General features: G+C 70.3%; 17 protein-coding genes. 2 read left to right on the forward strand and 15 right to left on the reverse strand.

Annotation, left to right across the window (positions count from 1 at the left end; genetic code table 11):
• Positions 1 to 134 precede the first annotated feature (134 nt).
• Both HV824_RS08485 and HV824_RS08490 read left to right on the forward strand, forming a co-directional pair.
• The gene (locus HV824_RS08485) at positions 135 to 3,032 is read left to right on the forward strand and encodes a SusC/RagA family TonB-linked outer membrane protein (RefSeq protein ID WP_217917217.1); all 2,898 of its coding nucleotides are present in this window, start codon (positions 135 to 137) and stop codon (positions 3,030 to 3,032) included.
• A gap of 3 nt (positions 3,033 to 3,035) precedes the next feature.
• Entirely contained in the window at positions 3,036 to 4,379 is a 1,344-nt protein-coding gene (locus HV824_RS08490; RefSeq protein ID WP_176418424.1) for a RagB/SusD family nutrient uptake outer membrane protein, read from the forward strand.
• A gap of 66 nt (positions 4,380 to 4,445) precedes the next feature.
• Here HV824_RS08490 and HV824_RS08495 read toward each other — a convergent pair whose 3' ends face one another.
• The 15 genes from HV824_RS08495 to ribH form a co-directional block, all read right to left on the reverse strand.
• Positions 4,446 to 5,336, reverse strand: a complete 891-nt coding sequence (locus tag HV824_RS08495) for an NAD(P)-dependent oxidoreductase (protein WP_176423034.1) — start codon at positions 5,334 to 5,336, stop codon at positions 4,446 to 4,448.
• 94 nt (positions 5,337 to 5,430) lie between these two features.
• Complete coding sequence (locus tag HV824_RS08500) at positions 5,431 to 7,161, reverse strand: putative ABC exporter domain-containing protein (protein ID WP_176423035.1); 1,731 nt, start codon at positions 7,159 to 7,161, stop codon at positions 5,431 to 5,433.
• On the reverse strand, positions 7,158 to 7,907 hold the full coding sequence (locus HV824_RS08505; protein WP_176423036.1) for an ABC transporter ATP-binding protein: 750 nt from the start codon (positions 7,905 to 7,907) through the stop codon (positions 7,158 to 7,160). The genes HV824_RS08500 and HV824_RS08505 overlap by 4 nt, the downstream gene beginning before the upstream one ends.
• Before the next feature lie 16 nt (positions 7,908 to 7,923).
• Positions 7,924 to 8,304, reverse strand: a complete 381-nt coding sequence (locus HV824_RS08510) for a response regulator (protein WP_011554738.1) — start codon at positions 8,302 to 8,304, stop codon at positions 7,924 to 7,926.
• A 41-nt stretch (positions 8,305 to 8,345) separates the two neighbouring features.
• Positions 8,346 to 9,383: a chemotaxis response regulator protein-glutamate methylesterase gene (locus HV824_RS08515; protein WP_176423037.1), complete on the reverse strand. Its 1,038-nt coding sequence runs from the start codon at positions 9,381 to 9,383 to the stop codon at positions 8,346 to 8,348.
• The gene (locus tag HV824_RS08520) at positions 9,380 to 10,252 is read right to left on the reverse strand and encodes a protein-glutamate O-methyltransferase CheR (RefSeq protein WP_176418419.1); all 873 of its coding nucleotides are present in this window, start codon (positions 10,250 to 10,252) and stop codon (positions 9,380 to 9,382) included. The genes HV824_RS08515 and HV824_RS08520 overlap by 4 nt, the downstream gene beginning before the upstream one ends.
• A 9-nt stretch (positions 10,253 to 10,261) precedes the next feature.
• Positions 10,262 to 12,241 (reverse strand): HEAT repeat domain-containing protein, encoded by a 1,980-nt coding sequence (locus tag HV824_RS08525; protein WP_176423038.1) that lies wholly within the window; start codon positions 12,239 to 12,241, stop codon positions 10,262 to 10,264.
• Positions 12,238 to 12,615 carry a hypothetical protein gene (locus HV824_RS08530; RefSeq protein ID WP_176418417.1) on the reverse strand — a complete coding sequence of 126 codons (378 nt, stop codon included), beginning with the start codon at positions 12,613 to 12,615 and terminating at the stop codon, positions 12,238 to 12,240. Before HV824_RS08530 ends, HV824_RS08525 begins: the two co-directional genes overlap by 4 nt.
• 21 nt (positions 12,616 to 12,636) lie before the next feature.
• Complete coding sequence (locus tag HV824_RS08535) at positions 12,637 to 13,161, reverse strand: chemotaxis protein CheW (RefSeq protein ID WP_176423039.1); 525 nt, start codon at positions 13,159 to 13,161, stop codon at positions 12,637 to 12,639.
• A complete protein-coding gene (locus tag HV824_RS08540; RefSeq protein ID WP_176418462.1) occupies positions 13,158 to 13,724 on the reverse strand; it encodes a chemotaxis protein CheW in 567 nt (188 codons plus the stop codon). Before HV824_RS08540 ends, HV824_RS08535 begins: the two co-directional genes overlap by 4 nt.
• A 43-nt stretch (positions 13,725 to 13,767) precedes the next feature.
• The gene (locus HV824_RS08545) at positions 13,768 to 16,122 is read right to left on the reverse strand and encodes a chemotaxis protein CheA (protein ID WP_176418415.1); all 2,355 of its coding nucleotides are present in this window, start codon (positions 16,120 to 16,122) and stop codon (positions 13,768 to 13,770) included.
• Positions 16,119 to 16,493 carry a response regulator gene (locus HV824_RS08550; protein WP_176410813.1) on the reverse strand — a complete coding sequence of 125 codons (375 nt, stop codon included), beginning with the start codon at positions 16,491 to 16,493 and terminating at the stop codon, positions 16,119 to 16,121. The genes HV824_RS08545 and HV824_RS08550 overlap by 4 nt, the downstream gene beginning before the upstream one ends.
• A 55-nt stretch (positions 16,494 to 16,548) precedes the next feature.
• Positions 16,549 to 17,040, reverse strand: coding sequence for a M17 family peptidase N-terminal domain-containing protein (locus tag HV824_RS08555; RefSeq protein ID WP_176418414.1), 492 nt, complete (start codon positions 17,038 to 17,040; stop codon positions 16,549 to 16,551).
• Between the two features lie 30 nt (positions 17,041 to 17,070).
• Complete coding sequence (nusB, locus tag HV824_RS08560; RefSeq protein WP_163786473.1) at positions 17,071 to 17,493, reverse strand: transcription antitermination factor NusB; 423 nt, start codon at positions 17,491 to 17,493, stop codon at positions 17,071 to 17,073.
• A gap of 3 nt (positions 17,494 to 17,496) precedes the next feature.
• Complete coding sequence (gene ribH, locus HV824_RS08565) at positions 17,497 to 18,000, reverse strand: 6,7-dimethyl-8-ribityllumazine synthase (RefSeq protein ID WP_163786472.1); 504 nt, start codon at positions 17,998 to 18,000, stop codon at positions 17,497 to 17,499.
• Positions 18,001 to 18,087 lie beyond the last annotated feature (87 nt).

Raw genomic sequence — 18,087 nt, forward strand, 5'->3', positions numbered from 1 at the left:
CGCTGAGAAGGGCGTTGATTCCGGGGTGCGTGTTTGCACTCTTCTCGTTGGAAACGCTGGCACAGGACGCGAATATCGCGCCAGCCGTTCCCGAAACACAGACACCAGCGGCACCCGCGCCGCAGCCGGCGCCCATGGCCCCCGCGCCCGCGCCCGCGCCAGTGAGCGGGCGCACGGTGAAGGGCCGCGTCGCCGACCGCCTCACCAATGAGGGACTGCCCCTGGTGCGCGTCATCATCAAGGGCACCACGCAGGGCGTGGAGACGGAGTTGGACGGCACCTTCACCCTGCCCAACGTGCCCGCCCGCGCGGTGACGCTGCTCTTCTCCAGCCAGGACTACGGCGAGCGGGAGGTGCAGATTGGCGCCAACCAGCGCACCGTGGAGGTCGCGCTGGAGAACATCTTCTCGGAGGAGATGGTCGTGGTGGGCCGCGCCAGCGAAGTAGCGCGAAAGAACCTGGCCAACTCGGTGGCCTCGGTGAACGCCGAGGAGATCAACCGCGCCCCCGCCCAGACGGTGGACCAGGCGCTCCAGGGCAAGGTCGCCGGCGCCAACATCCAAAGCAACGGCGGCGCGCCCGGTGGCGGCCTCCAGCTCCGGCTGCGCGGCGTGTCCACCATCAACGGCTCCTCCGCCCCGCTCTACGTCATCGACGGGGTGCTCGTCAGCGACGTGGCCATTGCTTCGGGGGTGTTCGCCGTCACCGAGTCCGTGGCCGGCGCCAACGCGAACCCCACCCAGGACAACCAGGTCAACCGCATCGCGGACATCAACCCCAACGACATCGAGAGCATCGAGGTCCTCAAGGGCGCGTCCGCCGCCGCCATCTACGGCTCCAAGGCCGCCAACGGCGTGGTCATCATCAACACCAAGCGGGGCCGCTCCAGCGAGCCGGAGTTCGCGGTGACGCAGCGCCTGGGCATGTACACGCTGGCCAACAAGATTGGCACCCGCCGCTTCAACAGCGTGGACGAGGTGCGCGACACGTACGACGAGGCCGCGACCCAGTACTACGTGGAGGGTCGCCGGTTCGACCACGAGTCCGCCCTGGCTGGCCGCCGCGACTTGTCCTCGGAGACGCTGGCCAGCGTCAGCGGCGTGACGGGCAACACGAAGTACTTCGCGTCGGCGATGATCAAGAACGACGAAGGCATCATCGCCAACACCGGGTACGAGAAGCAGTCGTTCCGGCTGAACCTGGGCCAGAAGCTGGGTGAGGCGGTGGAGGTCAACGTCGCCACCAACCTGATTCACTCCCTGGGCCAGCGCGGACTGACGAACAACGACAACGCAAGCATCAGCAACTACATGGTGCTGCCACACGCGCCGGAGTTCCTCCCGCTGGAGGCCAACTCGGACGGCGTGTACCCGCAGAACCCCTTCCTCTCCAACGGCGCCAACCCCTTGCAGACGGCCGCGCTGGTGAAGAACGACGAGAACGTGTGGCGCTTCATCGGGTCCGGCGACCTGACGTGGCACCTGTGGAAGACAGAGGCCCATCACCTGCGCGTGCTGGCCAACGCGGGCGTGGACCGCTTCCAGCAGGAGAACTCGCTCTTCTTCCCACCCGAGCTCAATTTCGAGCCGCTGGATGACGGTCTTCCGGGCTCGTCGCTCTTCGGCACCAGCCAGGTGCGCAACCTGAACTCCGGCCTGAACCTGGTGCACACCTACAAGCCCACGTCGGGCAGCATCGTGGCGACCACGTCTGGCGGCCTCCAGTTCGAAGAGCGCAACATCGACTCCGTCTACATCGTCAGCAAGAACCTGAACGCGGGTCAGCAGAACGTGGACAGCGGCACGGTGGTCAACCTGCGGCAGAACCGCTCGCTGGTGAGGGACCGGGGCTACTACGTCCAGGAGGAGGTGCTCATGCTGGACCAGCGGCTGACGCTGGTGGGCGCGCTGCGCGCCGAGCAGAGCAGCGCCAACGGCAACCCCAACGCGCTGTTCCTGTACCCGAAGCTGGCCACCGCCTACCGGATCCCCTCGTTCCACCCGAAGGTGAACGAATTCAAGGTCCGCGCGGCCTACGGCGAGACAGGCAACCTGCCGCTGTACGGCATGAAGTTCAACGGCCTGCGCGCCACCGGCAACATCGCCGGCAGCCCGGGTCTGGTGGGCACCGGCATCGCGGGTGACCCGAACATCCAGCCAGAGCGGCAGCGCGAGCTTGAAGCCGGCGTGGACGCCCTCCTGTTCGGCGGCGACGTGGTCGCGGAAGTGTCCATCTACCAGCGCAACATCAGCGACCTGCTGCTGCAGCGCGCCCTGGCCCCGTCCGGCGGTTTCACTACGCAGATCTTCAACGGCGGCTCGCTGCGCAACCGTGGCGTCGAGGCCATGCTCCAGGTGACGCCCGTGCGCGGCGGCTTCGAGTGGACCAGCGGCGCCACGTTCGCCCTCAACCGGAGCCGGGTGACGGACCTGCCCGTACCCGCGTTCCTCGCCGGCGGGTTCGGCACCAGCCTGGGCGCCTTCCGCATCGAGGAAGGCGCGACGGCGACACAGATTGTCGGCAACGACGGCGTCGATGAGAACGGCCGCCCGATTGTCCGGAAGATTGGCGACACCGAGCCCACCTTCCGCATGTCCTTCACCAACAGCCTCAAGTACCGGGACTTCAGCCTGTCCTTCCTGTTCGACTGGCAGCAGGGCAGCGACGTCATCAACCTGACGCGGTACATCTACGACGGCGCCGGGACGTCACCGGACTACACGACGGGCGGGCGCGAGCGGATCGCACGGCGCAGCGCGCACGCGGACGCGTACCTCGAAGACGCCAGCTTCCTCAAGCTGCGTGAGGTGACCTTCATGTACCAGTTGCCCAAGGACTGGGTGTCCATGGTCCCCGCGGTGAAGTCCGCCCGGCTGAGCCTGAGCGGACGCAACCTCCTCATGTTCACCGGGTACTCCGGGCTGGATCCGGAGGTGAGCAACTTCGGCAACCAGGCCATCGCCCGAAACATCGACGTGGCCCCCTTCCCTCCCAGCCGCAGTTTCTGGACCTCCATCGACGTCGGGTTCTGAGCCATGACCATCCAACTGACCAAGAAGACCTTCGTGGGGCTCTTCGCTGTCCTGGGCCTGAGCGGCTGCGGGAGCATGGACGTCCCGGACCTGAACAACCCCAGCCTCGATGACTTCCGTGAGCGGCCCACGCGTCCCGCGGTGCTCACCGCCGCCACGGGCCTGCTCGTCGGCCACCGCGCTGGCGTCGCCGCGCCCAACGGCTACGTGGCCCAGCTCGGCATCATCGGACGTGAGGCTTACGTCTTCGACCCCTCGGACCCGCGCTCCGTCAACGAACTGCTGGGCCCTACCCTGGACCCCGGCGGCCCGGCGTTCGGTGGCAATCACTGGACCAACCCCTACCTGAACATCCGCAACGCCAACGCGCTGCTGGACTCCCTGGACAAGGTCCCCAATACGCCCGACACCGACAAGGAAGGCCTCCGCGGCTTCGCGAAGACGATTCAAGCCCTGGACTTCCTCGTGGTCATCAACACGCGGGACACCCATGGAGCGCCCATCGACGTCAACCTACCCGTCGGGCAACTCGCCCCCATTGTCGGCAAGGAGGCTGTGTTCGAGCGCATCGCCGCGCTGCTCAACGAGGGCCATGCCCACCTGGCGAACGCGGGGGACGCCTTCCCCTTCCAGCTCAGCCCGGGCTTCGCCGGATTCAACACGCCCACGACGTTCCAGCAGTTCAACCGCGCGCTCGCCGCGCGGGTGGCGGTGTACCGCGGACGCTACGCCGAGGCGCTCACCGCCCTGAGCCAGTCCTTCCTCAATCAGAACGCACCGTTGGACCAGGGCGTCTTCCACGCCTATGGGACGAACTCCGGCGACACCGACAACGGTCTCATCAGCGTCAACGTCTACGCCCACCCGTCGAACGTCACCGACGCGGAGCTCCAGGAGGACGGCACCGTGGATGACCGCGTCAACCGGAAGCTCACGCGCTTGGCCGAGGCCAAGACCGAGGCGGGCGGAAAGCTGCGAACGGAGTGGCGCTTCCGCATCTACCCCTCGAACAACTCCCCCGTGCCCATCATCCGCAACGAGGAGCTCATCCTCCTGCGCGCGGAGGCCAACATCGGTGAGAGGAACTTCGGACCTGCCGCGGACGACCTCAACTTCATCCGCACCACCTCTGGCCGGCTGCCCCCGAAGCTGGACATCACCGAGGACAACGCGCTGGACGAACTGCTGAAGCAGAAGCGGTTCTCACTCCTGTTCGAAGGCGGCCACCGTTGGATTGACCTGCGGCGCTACGGGCGACTCGACACGCTCCCGCGCGAGATTGATGCCGAAATCGCGCCCCACGAGCGCTTCCCCATCCCCGCGGCGGAGATGGACGCGCGGCAGTAGGCGCTCTTCGCAGTCCCTGAAGCTCCAGGTGCGCGGCAGTCGGGCGTGCACCTGGAGCGCGGGCGCTCAGCCGCCCTGCTTCAACCCGGCCCGTTCGGCGACGAGCGCCCCCAGCGCGGACCAGTCCAAGTCGCCATGGCCCTGCGCGACGCCTCCCAGGAGCTGGTCCTTCACCAGGCTGGCCAGCGGCATGGGCACCTCTGCGGTGCGCGCCGCCCCCAGGACGAGCTCCACGTCCTTGAGCCCCAGCCTCATCTTGAAGCCCGCCGGGCTGTACTTCTCCTCCGCGATGAGCTGCGCGTACCCCTCGAAGATGGGCGAGCGCGCGAAGACGGACTGGAAGACCTCCAGGAACACCTTCGGCTCGATGCCGGACTTGCGCGTCAGGGCGAAGGACTCGGAGAGCGCCTCCATCATCGACGCGATGAGGAAGTTGCCCGACAGCTTCACGACGTTGGCCGCCGGGGCACGGTCCCCCAACACGGTGAGGCCGCGCCCCAGCGCCTCCAGCAGCGGGCGGCAGCGGTCCACGTCCTGCTTCGGGCCGGCGGCCACCACCCACAGCTGCTTCGATGCCGCCGCGGTGGGACGGCCGAACACCGGCGCGGAGAGATACCGCTGACCGGCGCTCGCATGCGTCTCCGCCAGCCGTTCGGACAGCGCCACGGAGAGCGTGCTCGACGAGATGTGAACGGCCCCTGGCGCCAGGCCCGCCTGGAGTCCGTCCTGACCGAACACCGCCGACGTCACCGCCGCATCGTCCGCCAGCATGCTGAAGACGACCTCCGCGCCGCGCGCCACCTCCGCGGGGCTGCGGGCGACGCGTGCCCCCTTCTCCTTCAACGGCGCGGCCTTGGACTCGGTGCGGTTCCACACCGTCAGCTCGTGCCCCGCGGCCACCAGGCTCGCCGCCATGGGCAGTCCCATGTTGCCCAGGCCAATGAATCCCACCTTCATGCGCGTCTCCTCCCGAAAGCGGCCCGGATAATCCGCGCCCAGGAGCCCCACCACCGCAAAGCACGCGCACGTCCAGGAACGAACGCGGCGCGACCTACTCCGGCCGGTCCTCGGAGACGTCCAGGCGCTCGAAGGCGTGGCCCAGCGCCATGACGCCCAGCCACACCTCCCCCACCAGCACCGCCGCCGCGACGAAGCCCGCCACGGGCAGGGCCCAGGGGCCCAGCAGCGTCGACGCGGGGAGGCCCACCACGAGCGCCACCAGCCCCGCGGGGATCAGCCCCACCAGCATCACCACCAGCGTGCCCACGACGGCCAGCAGGCGCTGGCCCATCGCCTCGATGCCGCGCGCCCGCTCGCCCGTGTCCGCCGGCACCCACGAAGGAAAGAGGACCACCGCGGCGTTCTGCACGAAGAGGCCCGACAGCGACACGGCCGGGAGCAGGAACGCCAGCGCCACCCCTCCTGGCCACCACCAACCGCCCAGGCGCGACGCCTCCACGCCCGGCCCCAGGACGAGCGCCACCGCCAACAGCGCGAGCTGGAACGAGGCCAGGGCCAGCGAGGACGCCGCCAACTGCGCGCTCACCACCTGCCGTCCCGTCAGGGGCATGGCGCGCAGCAGGTCCAGCTTGGGGAGGTCCATCCGCAGGTCCATGCGGAAGGCGCTCGGCCCCACCACCGTCAGCATCACCGACAACGTCAGCGCCACCGGCCCGAGCACCCGCCGCGTGTCCGTGAACAGACGCGTGTCGCCCATCATCGCCGCGATGGCACCGCCCAGGATGATGAAGGCGAGGAACACGGCGAACCCGCCGCCCATCCGCTTGCGTGCAATCAGGTTCTTCCAGATGAGCGCCACCTCCGGACGGCCGCGGGGCAAAAGTCGGAACGGCGGGCGGCGCAACGTGAGCGAGCCCACACGTGTCATCCGCCCCGAGGCCCGCAGCATGCGCTCCCGTGAGCGGGACTCCGCGCGCACCACCGCCGTCTCCTCGAACGGGACTTCGGCCCAGAGCACCCAGCCGTAGTGCGCCACCATCAGCGCCAACACCGGTGGCAGGGCCCGCAGGAAGTCGCCCACGCTCCGCGCCAGCGCGGGCGCCACCAGCAGCCGGCCCGGCCACAACACGGCCTCCACGCCGGATGACGCCATCAGCGCCTGCAACCACGCGCGAAGCGCGCGGCCTGACGACAGGTCCTCGGGCACCGGGTGCTCACGCAGCGAGGTGAGCACCGCCAGCGCCACGAGCGCCAGGACGCCACCCACCGCGCCCCAACGGACCACCTGGCCCCAAAGGCCCCACGCCGCCAGCCGCGTGCGCACGAAGGACGCCGCCGTCGAGTGCAGATAGAGGGTGCCCAATGCCAGACACGCCCCCACGAAGAAGAGGACGGGCTGCGGGCTGAGGGTCCGCCCGAGGAACAGCGTGGCGAACAGCGCGCCCAGTGACGTGCCCAGGAGCCCACGCACCAGCTTGTATTGCAGCAGGGCCCTGCGAGGGACAGGCGCGGGGAAGAGCTGCACCACCTCCGTCTCCGTGAAGCTCAGCGACGGCCGGTCCTTGCCCAGCGCCCACGCGGCGAACAGCGTCCCCAGCGCGGAGCCGACCAGCGACAGCTCGGCGAACAGGCGCACGCCATCGGACACCGGGCCCACCGGCCCACGGAAGTCCAGGCGCCGGAAGAAGACGGAATAGAGATACGCCGCGCCCACCAGCGCGCCCAGGAGGTAGCGCGGCTTGCGCAGCCGCTCCAGTTGCCGCCGGACGCGGTTGCGCCAGGTCGCGGCCCAGAGGAAGGCCACCGCCCGAGGGAAGCTCACGGCGCCTGCGTCCCCGCGCTGGTGATGCGAACGAAGAGCTCCTCCAGCGAGGCGTGCTCCCCTTCCGCGCCGCTCAGCCGCCCGCGGATGTCGTCCAGGCTGCCCAGCGCCATGGCCTTGCCTCCGGCGATGACGAGCAGCCGGTGGCACAGCTCCTCCACCAGCGGCAGCAGATGCGAGGACAGCACCAGGGACGCGCCCTCCTCCGCCCGGCGCCGCAGCGACGCCTTCATCCGCCGGATGCCGATGGGGTCCAGGCCGGTGAGCGGCTCGTCCAGGAGGATGAGCTTCGGCGAGTGCAGGAAGCCACAGGCGATGGACAGCTTCTGCTTCATGCCTCGCGACAGCTCGCCCGGCAGGGACTTCTCCTTGCCCGTCAGCTCCATCTCCTCCAGCAGCGCGCGCCCCCGCTCCTCCCAGTCCTCCACGCCATAAAGCCGCGCCGTGAAGTTCAGGTGCTCCCACACCGTGAGGTATTCGAAGAAGCGCGGCTCGTCCGGCAGGAAGGCCAGCGCGCGCTTCGCGTCTACCGGCGTGCGCGACAAGTCATGCCCCGCGACCAGGATGCGGCCCGAGCTGGGCGGCAGGATGCCCGCCAGGCACCGCAACGTGGACGTCTTCCCCGCGCCGTTGGGCCCCACCAGCCCGAGCACCTCGCCGGGCGCCACCTCGAAGGCCAGCCCCTGCACGGCCTTCACCTCGCCATACGTCTTCTCCAGGCCCTCCACCCGCAGGACGGAATCCATTCGTGCGCGCTCGCCTTCAGTCCAGCTTCAGCAGGTCCCGAACGGTATCCAGCACGACCTTCGCCTGCACGGGTTTCACCAGGTACGCGCTGGCGCCCAGCTTCATCGCGCGCTCCCGGTCCGCCGCCGCGCCCTCCGTGGTGACGACGATGATGGGGACGTTCCGGTACTCGGTCGCCTGCCGGATGTGGCTGATGAGCTTCAGCCCGTCCATCAGCGGCATGTTGATGTCCGTGAGCACCAGGTCGAAGCGGCCCTGCGTCAGCTTCTTCAAGCCCTCGGCGCCGTCCTGCGCCTCGGTACACACCACGCCGGACAGGCGCTGCAGCGCGTACATGATGCTGCGCCGCATGGCCTGCGAGTCATCCACCACCAAGGCTCGAATCTGCTGCGTCATGGGCCGCGGACGTTAGCACCCGTGCGGCCAGGGCCGGAGTTTCAGCGCCGCCGCCGCGCCAGGGCCGCGAGCGCCGGGCCGATGTCACCCAGTGGAATCACCCGCTTCACCGCCCCGGTGGCGATGGCCTCGCCCGGCATGCCGAACACCACCGAGGTCTCCTCCGACTGCGCCCAGACCTCGCCGCCCGCGCGGTGCACCTCGCGCGCGCCCTCCGCGCCGTCCGCGCCCATGCCTGTCAGCACCACCCCCAGGGCCTTGGCGCCCAGCACCTGCGCCATGCTGGCGAAGAGGCGGTCCACGCTGGGCGCGTACTTGTCCACGGGCGTGGACGGCGGCGTGTGCAGCTCCAGCCGGGAGCCCCGCTCCGCCACCACCAGGTGCCGCCCTCCCGGAGCGATGTACACATGCCCGGGCTCCACCAGGTCTCCGTCACGGGCCTCCGTCACGGTGAAGGGGCCGATGCGGTCCAACCGGTCCGCGAAGGCGCGGGTGAACTGCGGCGGCATGTGCTGGCAGACCAACACGCACGGCGTGGGCTCCACGGCCAGCCCCTCCAGCACCCGCTGCACCGCCGGGGGGCCGCCCGTGGAGGCGCCCACGGCCACCACCAGCGGCGGCTCACCCGCCACCGTCATGGCGCGAGCCCCTGGCGCCGCGTGCCGGTAGCCGGGGCGCACGTGCCGCGCCGCCCGGACCTTCTCCAGCAGCTCCACCCGAAGCGCCTCCATGGCGTCGAAGGTCGGGTGCTGCGGCTTGGCGATGAAGTCGAACGCCCCCAGCTCCAGCGCCTTGAAGACGTCCGAGCGGTGCGAATAGCTGGAGATGACGATGACGGGCGTGGGCGCCGTGCGCATCAGCAGGCGGAGGAACGTGTAGCCCCCGAGCTTCGGCATCTCCAGGTCCAACGTCACCACGTCCGGCTTCAGGTCCACGACCTTCTTCAGCCCCTCTTCGCCATCCGCCGCGCGGTCCACCACTCGCACGTCCGGCTCCGACTCCAGCATCGTGGAGAGGGTGCGCCGGTTGTGGGCCGAGTCGTCAATGACGAGTACGGAGATGACGTCCTTGCTGCTCATCGACGCGCTCCTTCGTCCAGCTCCGGCCTCCGGTACACCAGGTCCCCGCGCAGGTGAACGAACTCGAAGTCCGAGCCCAGGTTCAGCAGGTTCTCTGAGTGTCCCAGTAGCAGGTGCCCCCCTGGCACCAGCCGGTCCCGAACGATGCCCAGGAACTTCCGGCGCGCCGCCAGGTCGAAGTAGATGAGCACGTTGCGGCAGAACACCACGTCCATGCGGGGCACCAGTTGGCTCCCCACCTCGTCCAGCAGGTTGTGGTGGCCAAAGGACACCCAGGCGCGCACTTCGTCCCGGACGCGCACGCGGTTGTTGCCCAGCGAAACGAAGTGGCGCTCCAGCAACTCCGGCGAGGTGGCGCGCAGCGCGGAGGGCCCGTACTCCGCTCGCCGCGCCATGGCCAGCACGCGCCGGGAGATGTCCGTGCCCAGGACCTCCACGTCCCAGTCGTCGAAGCGGCGGCTGTCCTTGAGGAGCATCGCCAGCGTGTAGGCCTCCTCCCCGGATGAGCACCCCGCGGACCACACCCGGAGCCGCCGCAGCCGCGCGTTGCGCTGCTCCACCACCGGGAGCAGCTCGTCCGTGAAGGCCTTGAGCTGCGTGGGCTCGCGGAAGAAGTACGTCTCGTGGGTGGTGAGGGATTCGACGGCCGCCTCCAGCTCGGCGTGCCGGTTGGCGTCGTAGCGCAGGTAGCGGTGGTACGCGCCGTAGTCCGGCAGCCCCAGCAGCTCCAGCCGGGGCCACAGCCGGCGCTCCATCACGAACTTCATGTCCTCGTGCACCAGGATGCCGCAGTGCGAGTACACGTGGTCCCGGAGGAGACGGAACTCCTCCGCTGACATCTCCGGACGTCCGTCGTCGAAGCGCGCCATGGAGGCCTCTCAGCGCCGGAGCAGGCGCTCCACGGCGTCGGTGAGGGCTCGCAGCGCCAGGGCGTCCGACTCCGCCTCCAGCGCCTCCCGGGCGGCGGACAGACACTCCGGCCCCGCCGAATCTCCCAGCACCCGCGCCGCCGCCGCGCGGACATCCCAGCGCGCATGACGCAGCAGGGACAGCGCCATCGTCACCCCGGCTGACGACTCCGCCCCCGCCGCCAGCGCCGCCTTCACCACCTCCACGTCCGGATGGCCCGCGGCCTCCCGCAACACCCCTGGGCCCGCCGCGCCCAGCCGCGCCAGGGCCCGCACCGCGGCCACCGCCAACGCGCCGTCCGCGTCCCGCGTCAGCGCCACCAGGTCCGGCACCCGGTCCAACGCACCGCAGTCCCCCGCCGCCTCCACCGCGGCCACCCGCACGGAGGGGTCCTCGTCCCTCAGCACCGGTGACAGCAGCGCGCCCACGTCCAGCCCGCCCAGCCGCGCCAGGGCCCGCGTGCCCGCGATGCGCACCGGCACGGACTCATCCGCGAGCGCCGCGCGCACCCACTCCCGGCCGACGTCACCCTCCAGCTCACACGCCGCCACCACCGCCGCCGCGCGCCACCGAGGCTCTTCGTCCCGCGCCAGCCGCTTCAACGTGGGCAGGGCCGGCACGCCGCCCACGCGGGCCAGGGCGGCGACCGCCGCGGGCGAGGCCCTGCGCGCCACCGCGTCCTCCAACGCCGCCAGCACCGCCGGCCGACACGCCTCCGCCAGCCCGGCCAGGGAGCGCGTCGCCGCTCCCACGAGGGACGGCTCTTCCAGAAGGGCCACGAGCGGCGGCACCGCCAAGGCCGCGCCCGTGCGCCCCAAGGCCCGCACCACCACCGCGCGGAGCTCGTCCTCCACCCACTCCAGCAACGCGCACAGCGGCGCCACCGCCGAGGCGTCGACCAGGTCCACCAGCGCTTCGGCCGCGGCGGCCCGCGCCGGTAGCGACAGGTCCTGCAGGCCCTGGAGCAAGGTGCGCCCGCCATCCGGCCCCAGCCTGCCCAGCGTGTGCAGCACCTCACGCAGGAGCCGCGCCTCGCGCGCGCACTCCGCCACGGGCACGGCCAGCGCCGCATCACCCAGCGAGGCCACCGCCACCAGCGAGCCCGCGCGCACCAGGACGTCCTCGGACGCCAGCGCCTCGGCCAGTCGCGGCGTCACGCCGGGCAGGGGCAAGAGCGCTTCACGCACCACCGCTTCGAAGTCCCCGCGTCGCGCACCGTCGGCTCGCGCGGCCTGGGTCCCCAGCGCGGACAGCGCCGCCTCTCGCACCGAGCGCAGCTCCGACGTGAGGCCCAGGCAGATGCGCGCCGTGGCGTCCGCCTCCGGAATGAGGCCCAGCATCCGGTAGGCGCTCCGCTGAAGCCGAGGGTCCTCCAGCAAGGCCTTCACCACCGGCAGGGGCGCCGCATGTTGAAGGAGCGTCAGCCCTTCCAGGGCGGACAGGCGAAGCAGCGGCTCCGGCTCCGCCAGCAGCGACTCCAGCGCGGCGGCGGCCTGCGCGCCGCCGATGCGCCCCAGTGCCTCCGCCGCGGACACGCGCACGTTGAGGTCCGCGTCCGAGAGCGACCGCACCAGCGGGACCTCCGCATCGCGATGCCCCAGCTGTCCGAGGATGTCCGCGGCGAACTTGCGCTGGTCCGGGTCTGGATGGGCCAGCAGGCCCATCAGCGGGCCCAACGCGGCACCGCCCAGCCCCGCGAGCGCCTCCGCCGCCGCGTTCCGAGCCCCCGTCTCTCCTCGCTCCCCCAGCACGGAGATGAGCCGGGCCGCGAGCTCGCTCGATGCGGGCATCCGCTTGAGGGCCTCCGCCGCGACGTGGCGCACGCGCCAGCTCTCGTCATGCAAGCCGACGACGAGAATCTCCAGAACGCCCGCCGCGCACGGGTCCAGCGACTGGAGCGCGAGGTAGCGCGCCTCTTCAGCGACCGGGGGCTCGGCGTGGGGGCTCATGTGTCGAAGACCTGGTCAGAGCCTGGCTGGAGATAGAACCAGAGGGCGTAGGCCCCCAGGGCCGTGCCCAGCGGAACGTTGGGGATGGCGAGGATGCCCAGCACCAGGGTCAGCGTCCTCGACCAGGCCTTGCGGTTCAGCAACCCGAAGCCGGTGATGACACCTGGCAGCCCCAGCAGCGCGAGGCACCCGCCCACGCCCATGCCCACGGCGACAATCAGCGCCCGCTCCTCGGGCTTCGCGCCTGGCAACAGCCCGCCCATCGCCCCGAGGAACAGCATCACGCCCACGGCGACGAGCACCGACAGCCCGTTGATGGCGATGAAGAGGATGCCGAGGATTCTACGGTGCTGCTCCAGTCCTTGATGGCCCACTGCAATCCCCCAGGTGTGTGCCTACGTCGTGTTCCTTGAAGACTCGCGCTCCAACTCCACGCGCAGCAAGCCCTTGAGGTCCAGCAGCAGCCGGAGCCGGTCTGGTGGCCCGCAGACGCCAACGACGAAGGGCGTGTGTCCGGCCACCACCAGCGCGGGCGCGGGCTTGATGTCACCGCGCCGCACGCGCAGCACCTCCGCCACCCGGTCCACCTTCACCGCCATGCGCCGCGTGCCCAGTTTGCAGACCAGCAGCCGCGTCTTCGGCGTCTGGGGGCCCGGTGCCCCCATGAGCCTGCTCCGCAGGTCCACCACGGGAAGGATGAGGCCACGCAGGTGGAGCACGCCCTCCACGAACGCCGGGGCGTGCGGGATGGAGGTGATGCGCTGGAGCGGGAGGATTTCCTCCACCCGCATGATGTCCAACACGTACTCCTCCGCGCCGATGAAGAAGGCACAGAGCTGCACCACCGTGTCCGCGGCCGAGGCCGCTTCATCCGGGAGCGCGTGAGGACGCCGCGGCAGCAGGTTGACGGAGTCCTTCATGAGGCGAGCGCCTGTTCCGCGTCCAAGAGGATGTAGAGCATGGGGCCTCGCCGGCCCATGCCCACCACGCAATCCCTGTCACCCGCGCGCATCCCCGGCGGCGGTGCCTCCAGCATGGACGGCTTGAGCTTCACCACGCCCACCACCCCATCCACCCACACTCCCGCGGGCCCTGACTCCGTGCGCAGCACGAGGATGCGAGCGCTCCGGGGCGGAGCAGGCGCGTCGGGCCCGGCGACCAGGGGCGCCCGTTCCGCCAGCCGCAACCGCATCTTGACGTCGTACACGGGCAGCAGCTCGCCGCGCAGGTTCATCACGCCCAGGAGCTGGGGCTCGGCCCGGGGAATCTCCGTCAGCGGCGGAACCTTGGAGATTTCACGCACCCCTCGGATGGGGACCGCGTAGCACTCCCCTTCCAGGCGGAAGGCCAGGTACTCCTCGGGCACCTCCTCGGGGACCAAGGGCAATACGCCGTCGCTGCCCGCCGCGAAATCCTGGAGCCCGGAGACGTCCTCGTCAGGACGGTAGAAGAAGTCGTCGAGCAGCTCCGAGAACCGGGACACAGCCACGCAGGATAGCAGCCGGCGCGCCCGTCCGCAGCGAGGGTCAGGCGCGACGCCGCTCCACGGCCATGCCCTCTTCCAGGAGCGCCGCCACGTCCAGCACCAGGACGGTGCGCCGGTTGCCCAGGTCGGTGGCGCCGGAGATGCCCCGGACGGACTGGAGCCGGCCCCCCAGGGGCTTGGTGACGATGTCCTGCTGGCCGTGCAGCTCGTCCACGGCGATTCCCAGGCGCTCTTGGGCCAGGCCCACCACCACCACGAAGTGGCGGCTCACCGGACGCTCCGGCAGGGCGAACATGCGCGCCAGCCGCACGAAGGGCAGCGTCTGGCCGCGAAGGTCCAGGACCTCGCGCCGCTCCACGGTGCGGATTTCCCTGGGCTGGACGGAGATGATTTCCAGCACGCTGTTGAGCGGCACCGCGTAGGTGCGGCCACTGACGCCCACCAGCAGCGCGCGGATGATGGCCAGCGTGACGGGGAGCGTGAGGTGGAAGGCGGTGCCCCGTCCGCGCTCGCTCCACACGTCGATGATGCCCGACAGGTTGCCCAGGTTGTTCTTCACCACGTCCAGCCCGACGCCCCGGCCGGAGAGCTCGGACACGCTGCGGGCGGTGGAGAAGCCGGGCTGGAAGATGAGGTTGAGCAGCTCCCGCCGGCTCAGCTCCTGGGCCTGGGCGAAGGTGATGACGCCTCGCGTGATGGCCACCTCGCGCACGCGCACCTCGTCGATGCCGGCGCCGTCGTCACTCACCTCGATGACGACGTGGTTGCCCTTCTGCTCGGCGCGCAGGCCCACCACCGCGCGGCGGGGCTTGCCTGCGGCCAGACGGGCGTCGGGGGACTCGACGCCGTGGTCGATGGCGTTGCGGATGAGGTGCATCAGCGGGTCGCTGAGCTCCTCGACGATGAGCTTGTCCAGCTCCACCTCGCCGCCGCTGATGGCGAGCTCGATTTCCTTCCCCGCCTCGCGGGTGCTGCGGCGCACCAGCCGCGCCAGCTTGTCGAACACCTGGCCGACGGGGACCATCCGCGCTTCGAGGAGTCCTTCCTGGAGGGCCTCCAGCTTGCGCTCCAGGCCTCGTGTCTCGCGCGCCAGCTCCTGGCCGAACAGCTTGGAGAGCGCCACCGCGCCATCCTGCCTCGCGGACTCCGCGAGCCGCTGGAGGTTGGCCTTGATGAGCAGCAGCTCGCCCACCATGTTGATGAGGCCATCCAGGCGCCCGATGTCCACGCGCACCGTCTGCGTCAGGGAGCGCAGCGACGTGTCCGCCGTCAGCGTCGCCTGGGGACTCACGGGGGCCTTGGCCGGTGGCGCTGGGGCCACCGAGAGCCCCTTGGGTGAGGCCTTGGCGGCGCCCTGGAGGTAGGCGACGACCGGCACGCTGGAGGGCCCAGGCACGTGCGTCGGTGGAGGCGCGCCGCCAGCATCGGCGGGCAGGTCGGCGTCCGACGTGGGCCATTCCAGGGGCCCGGATTCCGTGTCTTCCGACACTCGCGGAAGCAGCGGCTGCGGCGCCTCGGGAGGCATCGCGGCGGGCGTTACGCGCACACCCTTCTTCTTCTTGCCGCCGCCCTTGGGCGACGTCGAGCGCCCCGCCGCGGCGGGTTGCGCGGCCTGAAGCAGCGCGCTCGTCGCAGCCGCCGCGGCCGGTCGCACCGTCAGCGCGGACAGCTCCGCGGGCGTCCCCTTCAACCCCGTCTCCAGGGACGCCTGGTCGACCTGCGCACCGAAAATCAGGTCGAACGCGATGCCATGCGCGCCACCCGGCTGCGCGGACGGCAGCGTGCTGATGACCTCGCCCAGGGGCTTGAGCCTCGCGTTGAGCTCCGCCAGCCCCTTGTCGAAGTCGGACAAATCAAAGGCGGCCCGCACGCGCCACAGCGCCACGCCCCTCCGCACGTTCTCCCGCAGCCGGTGTTCCTCGTACTCCGTGAAGACGGAGCGGACCTGCGCCTCCAGCTCCAACCGGTCCAGCGGATCGTCCTCCGCGACCTCCGCCGGAGCGGCCATCGACGCCATCCGCGCGGCCATCGTCTCCACACGAGCCGACAGGCCTTCGCTCTCCGTGCCACGAGCGGCCTCGCCCAGCAGCGCCTGGAACGCATCCAGGACTTCAATCAGCGCATCCAGGACCGCGCCGTCCAGCAGCAGCTTCCCCAGCCGCAACCGGTCCAGCAGGTCCTCCGTCCCATGCGCCAGCCGGGAGATGCGCTCCTGGCCGAACAGCCCGGACAACCCCTTGAGCGAGTGCGCCGCGCGGAAGATGCCGTTGACCAGGTCCGGATCCGCCTCGTGGCCCCGGCGCTCGTCGAGCGCGAGCAGGTCCCTGGCCAGGGCGTCGAGAATCTCGGTCGCCTCGGCGACGAACTCCGCCAGCGCCTTGCTTCCCGGACTCACGGCAGCTTCAGGTAGCGCCGCAGGAGCGCTTCGAGGCTCCCGGGGATGAAGGGCTTGACCAGATACTCCACGGCGCCCAACGCGAGCCCGCGCTCGCGGTCCTGCTCGCGCCCCTCCGTGGTGATGATGAAGAGCGGCACGTCGCGGTAGTTGGGGTTCTTCTTGACGAAGTTGATGAGCTCCAGCCCGTTGATGTCGGGCATGTTGATGTCGGTGATGATGAGCTCGAAGCGGTGACGCGGCAGCAGCTTCAGGGCCTCGAAGCCGCTCGAGGTCACCACCACCTCGACGCCCTCCACGGCCTCGACCATCGCGGCGATGTACTCGCGCGATGCTTTCGAGTCCTCGACAATCAAGACCTTGACACGCATGTGCGCTCGCCCCGGGCGAGGCATGCTAGCAGAAGGCCCGCCCGCCCGCCGAGCGTCAGCCCTTGCGTGCAGGCAGCGACTTGACGAGTCCCTTGTCCGCCAGGACGGCCACCCGTCCGCCCTTGAACGCGGGCAGGAAGCCCTTCTGGAAAGCCTCTGCCCGCGCGGCGTCCTCCACCTGACCGCCGGCGGGTACTTCCAGCGCCACGGACTCCACTCGGGCCTTGGACAGCACCCGGCCCGCTTCCGCGAGCGCGTCGTTCAGCGAGCCCGCGTCCAGCCGCTGACGCGCGCCCAGCCCCACGACGAAGATGCGGGGCACCGCCAGCTTCCCGTCCGAGGGCAGCAGCAGCCAGTCATCCTTCGCGCCCGTGAAGAAGCCGGCCTTGAGCACCCGCGAGAGCGAGCCACACAGCCGCCAGTCCACGAAGCCCGCGGAGGACGGCAGGGGTCGGTCATCCTCGGCGATGAACAGGCAGAGCGCGTCCACCCCGCCCAGCGAGTCCAGGCCCTCCAACCCAATATCGTGCGTCGTCGTCTGGCTCACGGCGCGTCCCTCGCGGCTGGCGTCAGCGAATCACGGCTTGTTCAGGGCGACCGCGACGCGGTCCAGGAGCCCGTTGACGAACGCGCTCGATTCTTCGTTGCCGAAGTTCTTGCCCAGCTCCACCGCCTCATTGATGGACACCTTGCGGGGGATGTCCGGGCGGTACTTCAGCTCGAAGATGCCCAGTCGCAGCACGTTCCGGTCAATGCGCGACATGCGGTCCAGGCGCCAGTTGTGGCTGTGCCGTTCGATGAGCTGGTCGATTTCGTCCCGGTGGGACTGCACCCCCTCCACCAGCTCCCGGGCGAACTTCACCGCGTCCGGGTCCCGTTTGTCGCTCTCCTCGGCGGCCGACCAGGCCGACTCCAGCGCCTCCGCCGTCGTCGCGGTGGCCATCTCCAACTGATAGAGCGCCTGCAGCGCACGCTCACGTCCCGTTCTTCGCGCGCCCATGGCCTACGCCTTCCTTCCGTCCGTCGCCGACAGCTTCGCGTACAGATTGACCATTTCAATGCAGGCCAGCGTGGCTTCCGCTCCCTTGTTCCCCGCCTTCACGCCCGCCCGGTCGATGGCCTGCTCCACCGTGTCCGTCGTCAGCACGCCGAAGGTCACAGTCGTCGCCGGGGTGGCCGCGGCGGCCTCGAAGGCCACCGCGCCAATGCCCTTGGCGCACTCGCCGGCCACGTAGTCGAAGTGCGGCGTCCCGCCCCGGATGACGGCGCCCAGGGTGATGACGCCCACGTACTGCCGCGTCTCCGTCACGCGCCGGACCAGCCCAGGCAGCTCATACGTTCCGGGGCAGCGGTAAACGTCGATGTCCGCGTCAGCCACGCCGTGGCGCACCAGCGTGTCCACGGCGCCCTTGGCCAGCTCCTCGGTGATGAATCCGTTGAAGCGGGCCACGCAGATGGCGAAGCGGCCCTTGGGGGGTAGAAAGTCACCGTCGAAGTAGCGAGGCATGCCGCGCTTCCTACACCACCCCGGGGCCCGGCGTCGCCTGCTACGGCGTGCCAAACCCCGCGGCCGTGATGGCCGCCGCCGTCAGCC

Source organism: Myxococcus sp. AM009, from assembly GCF_013372605.1.
GTDB classification, from domain to species: domain Bacteria; phylum Myxococcota; class Myxococcia; order Myxococcales; family Myxococcaceae; genus Myxococcus; species Myxococcus vastator.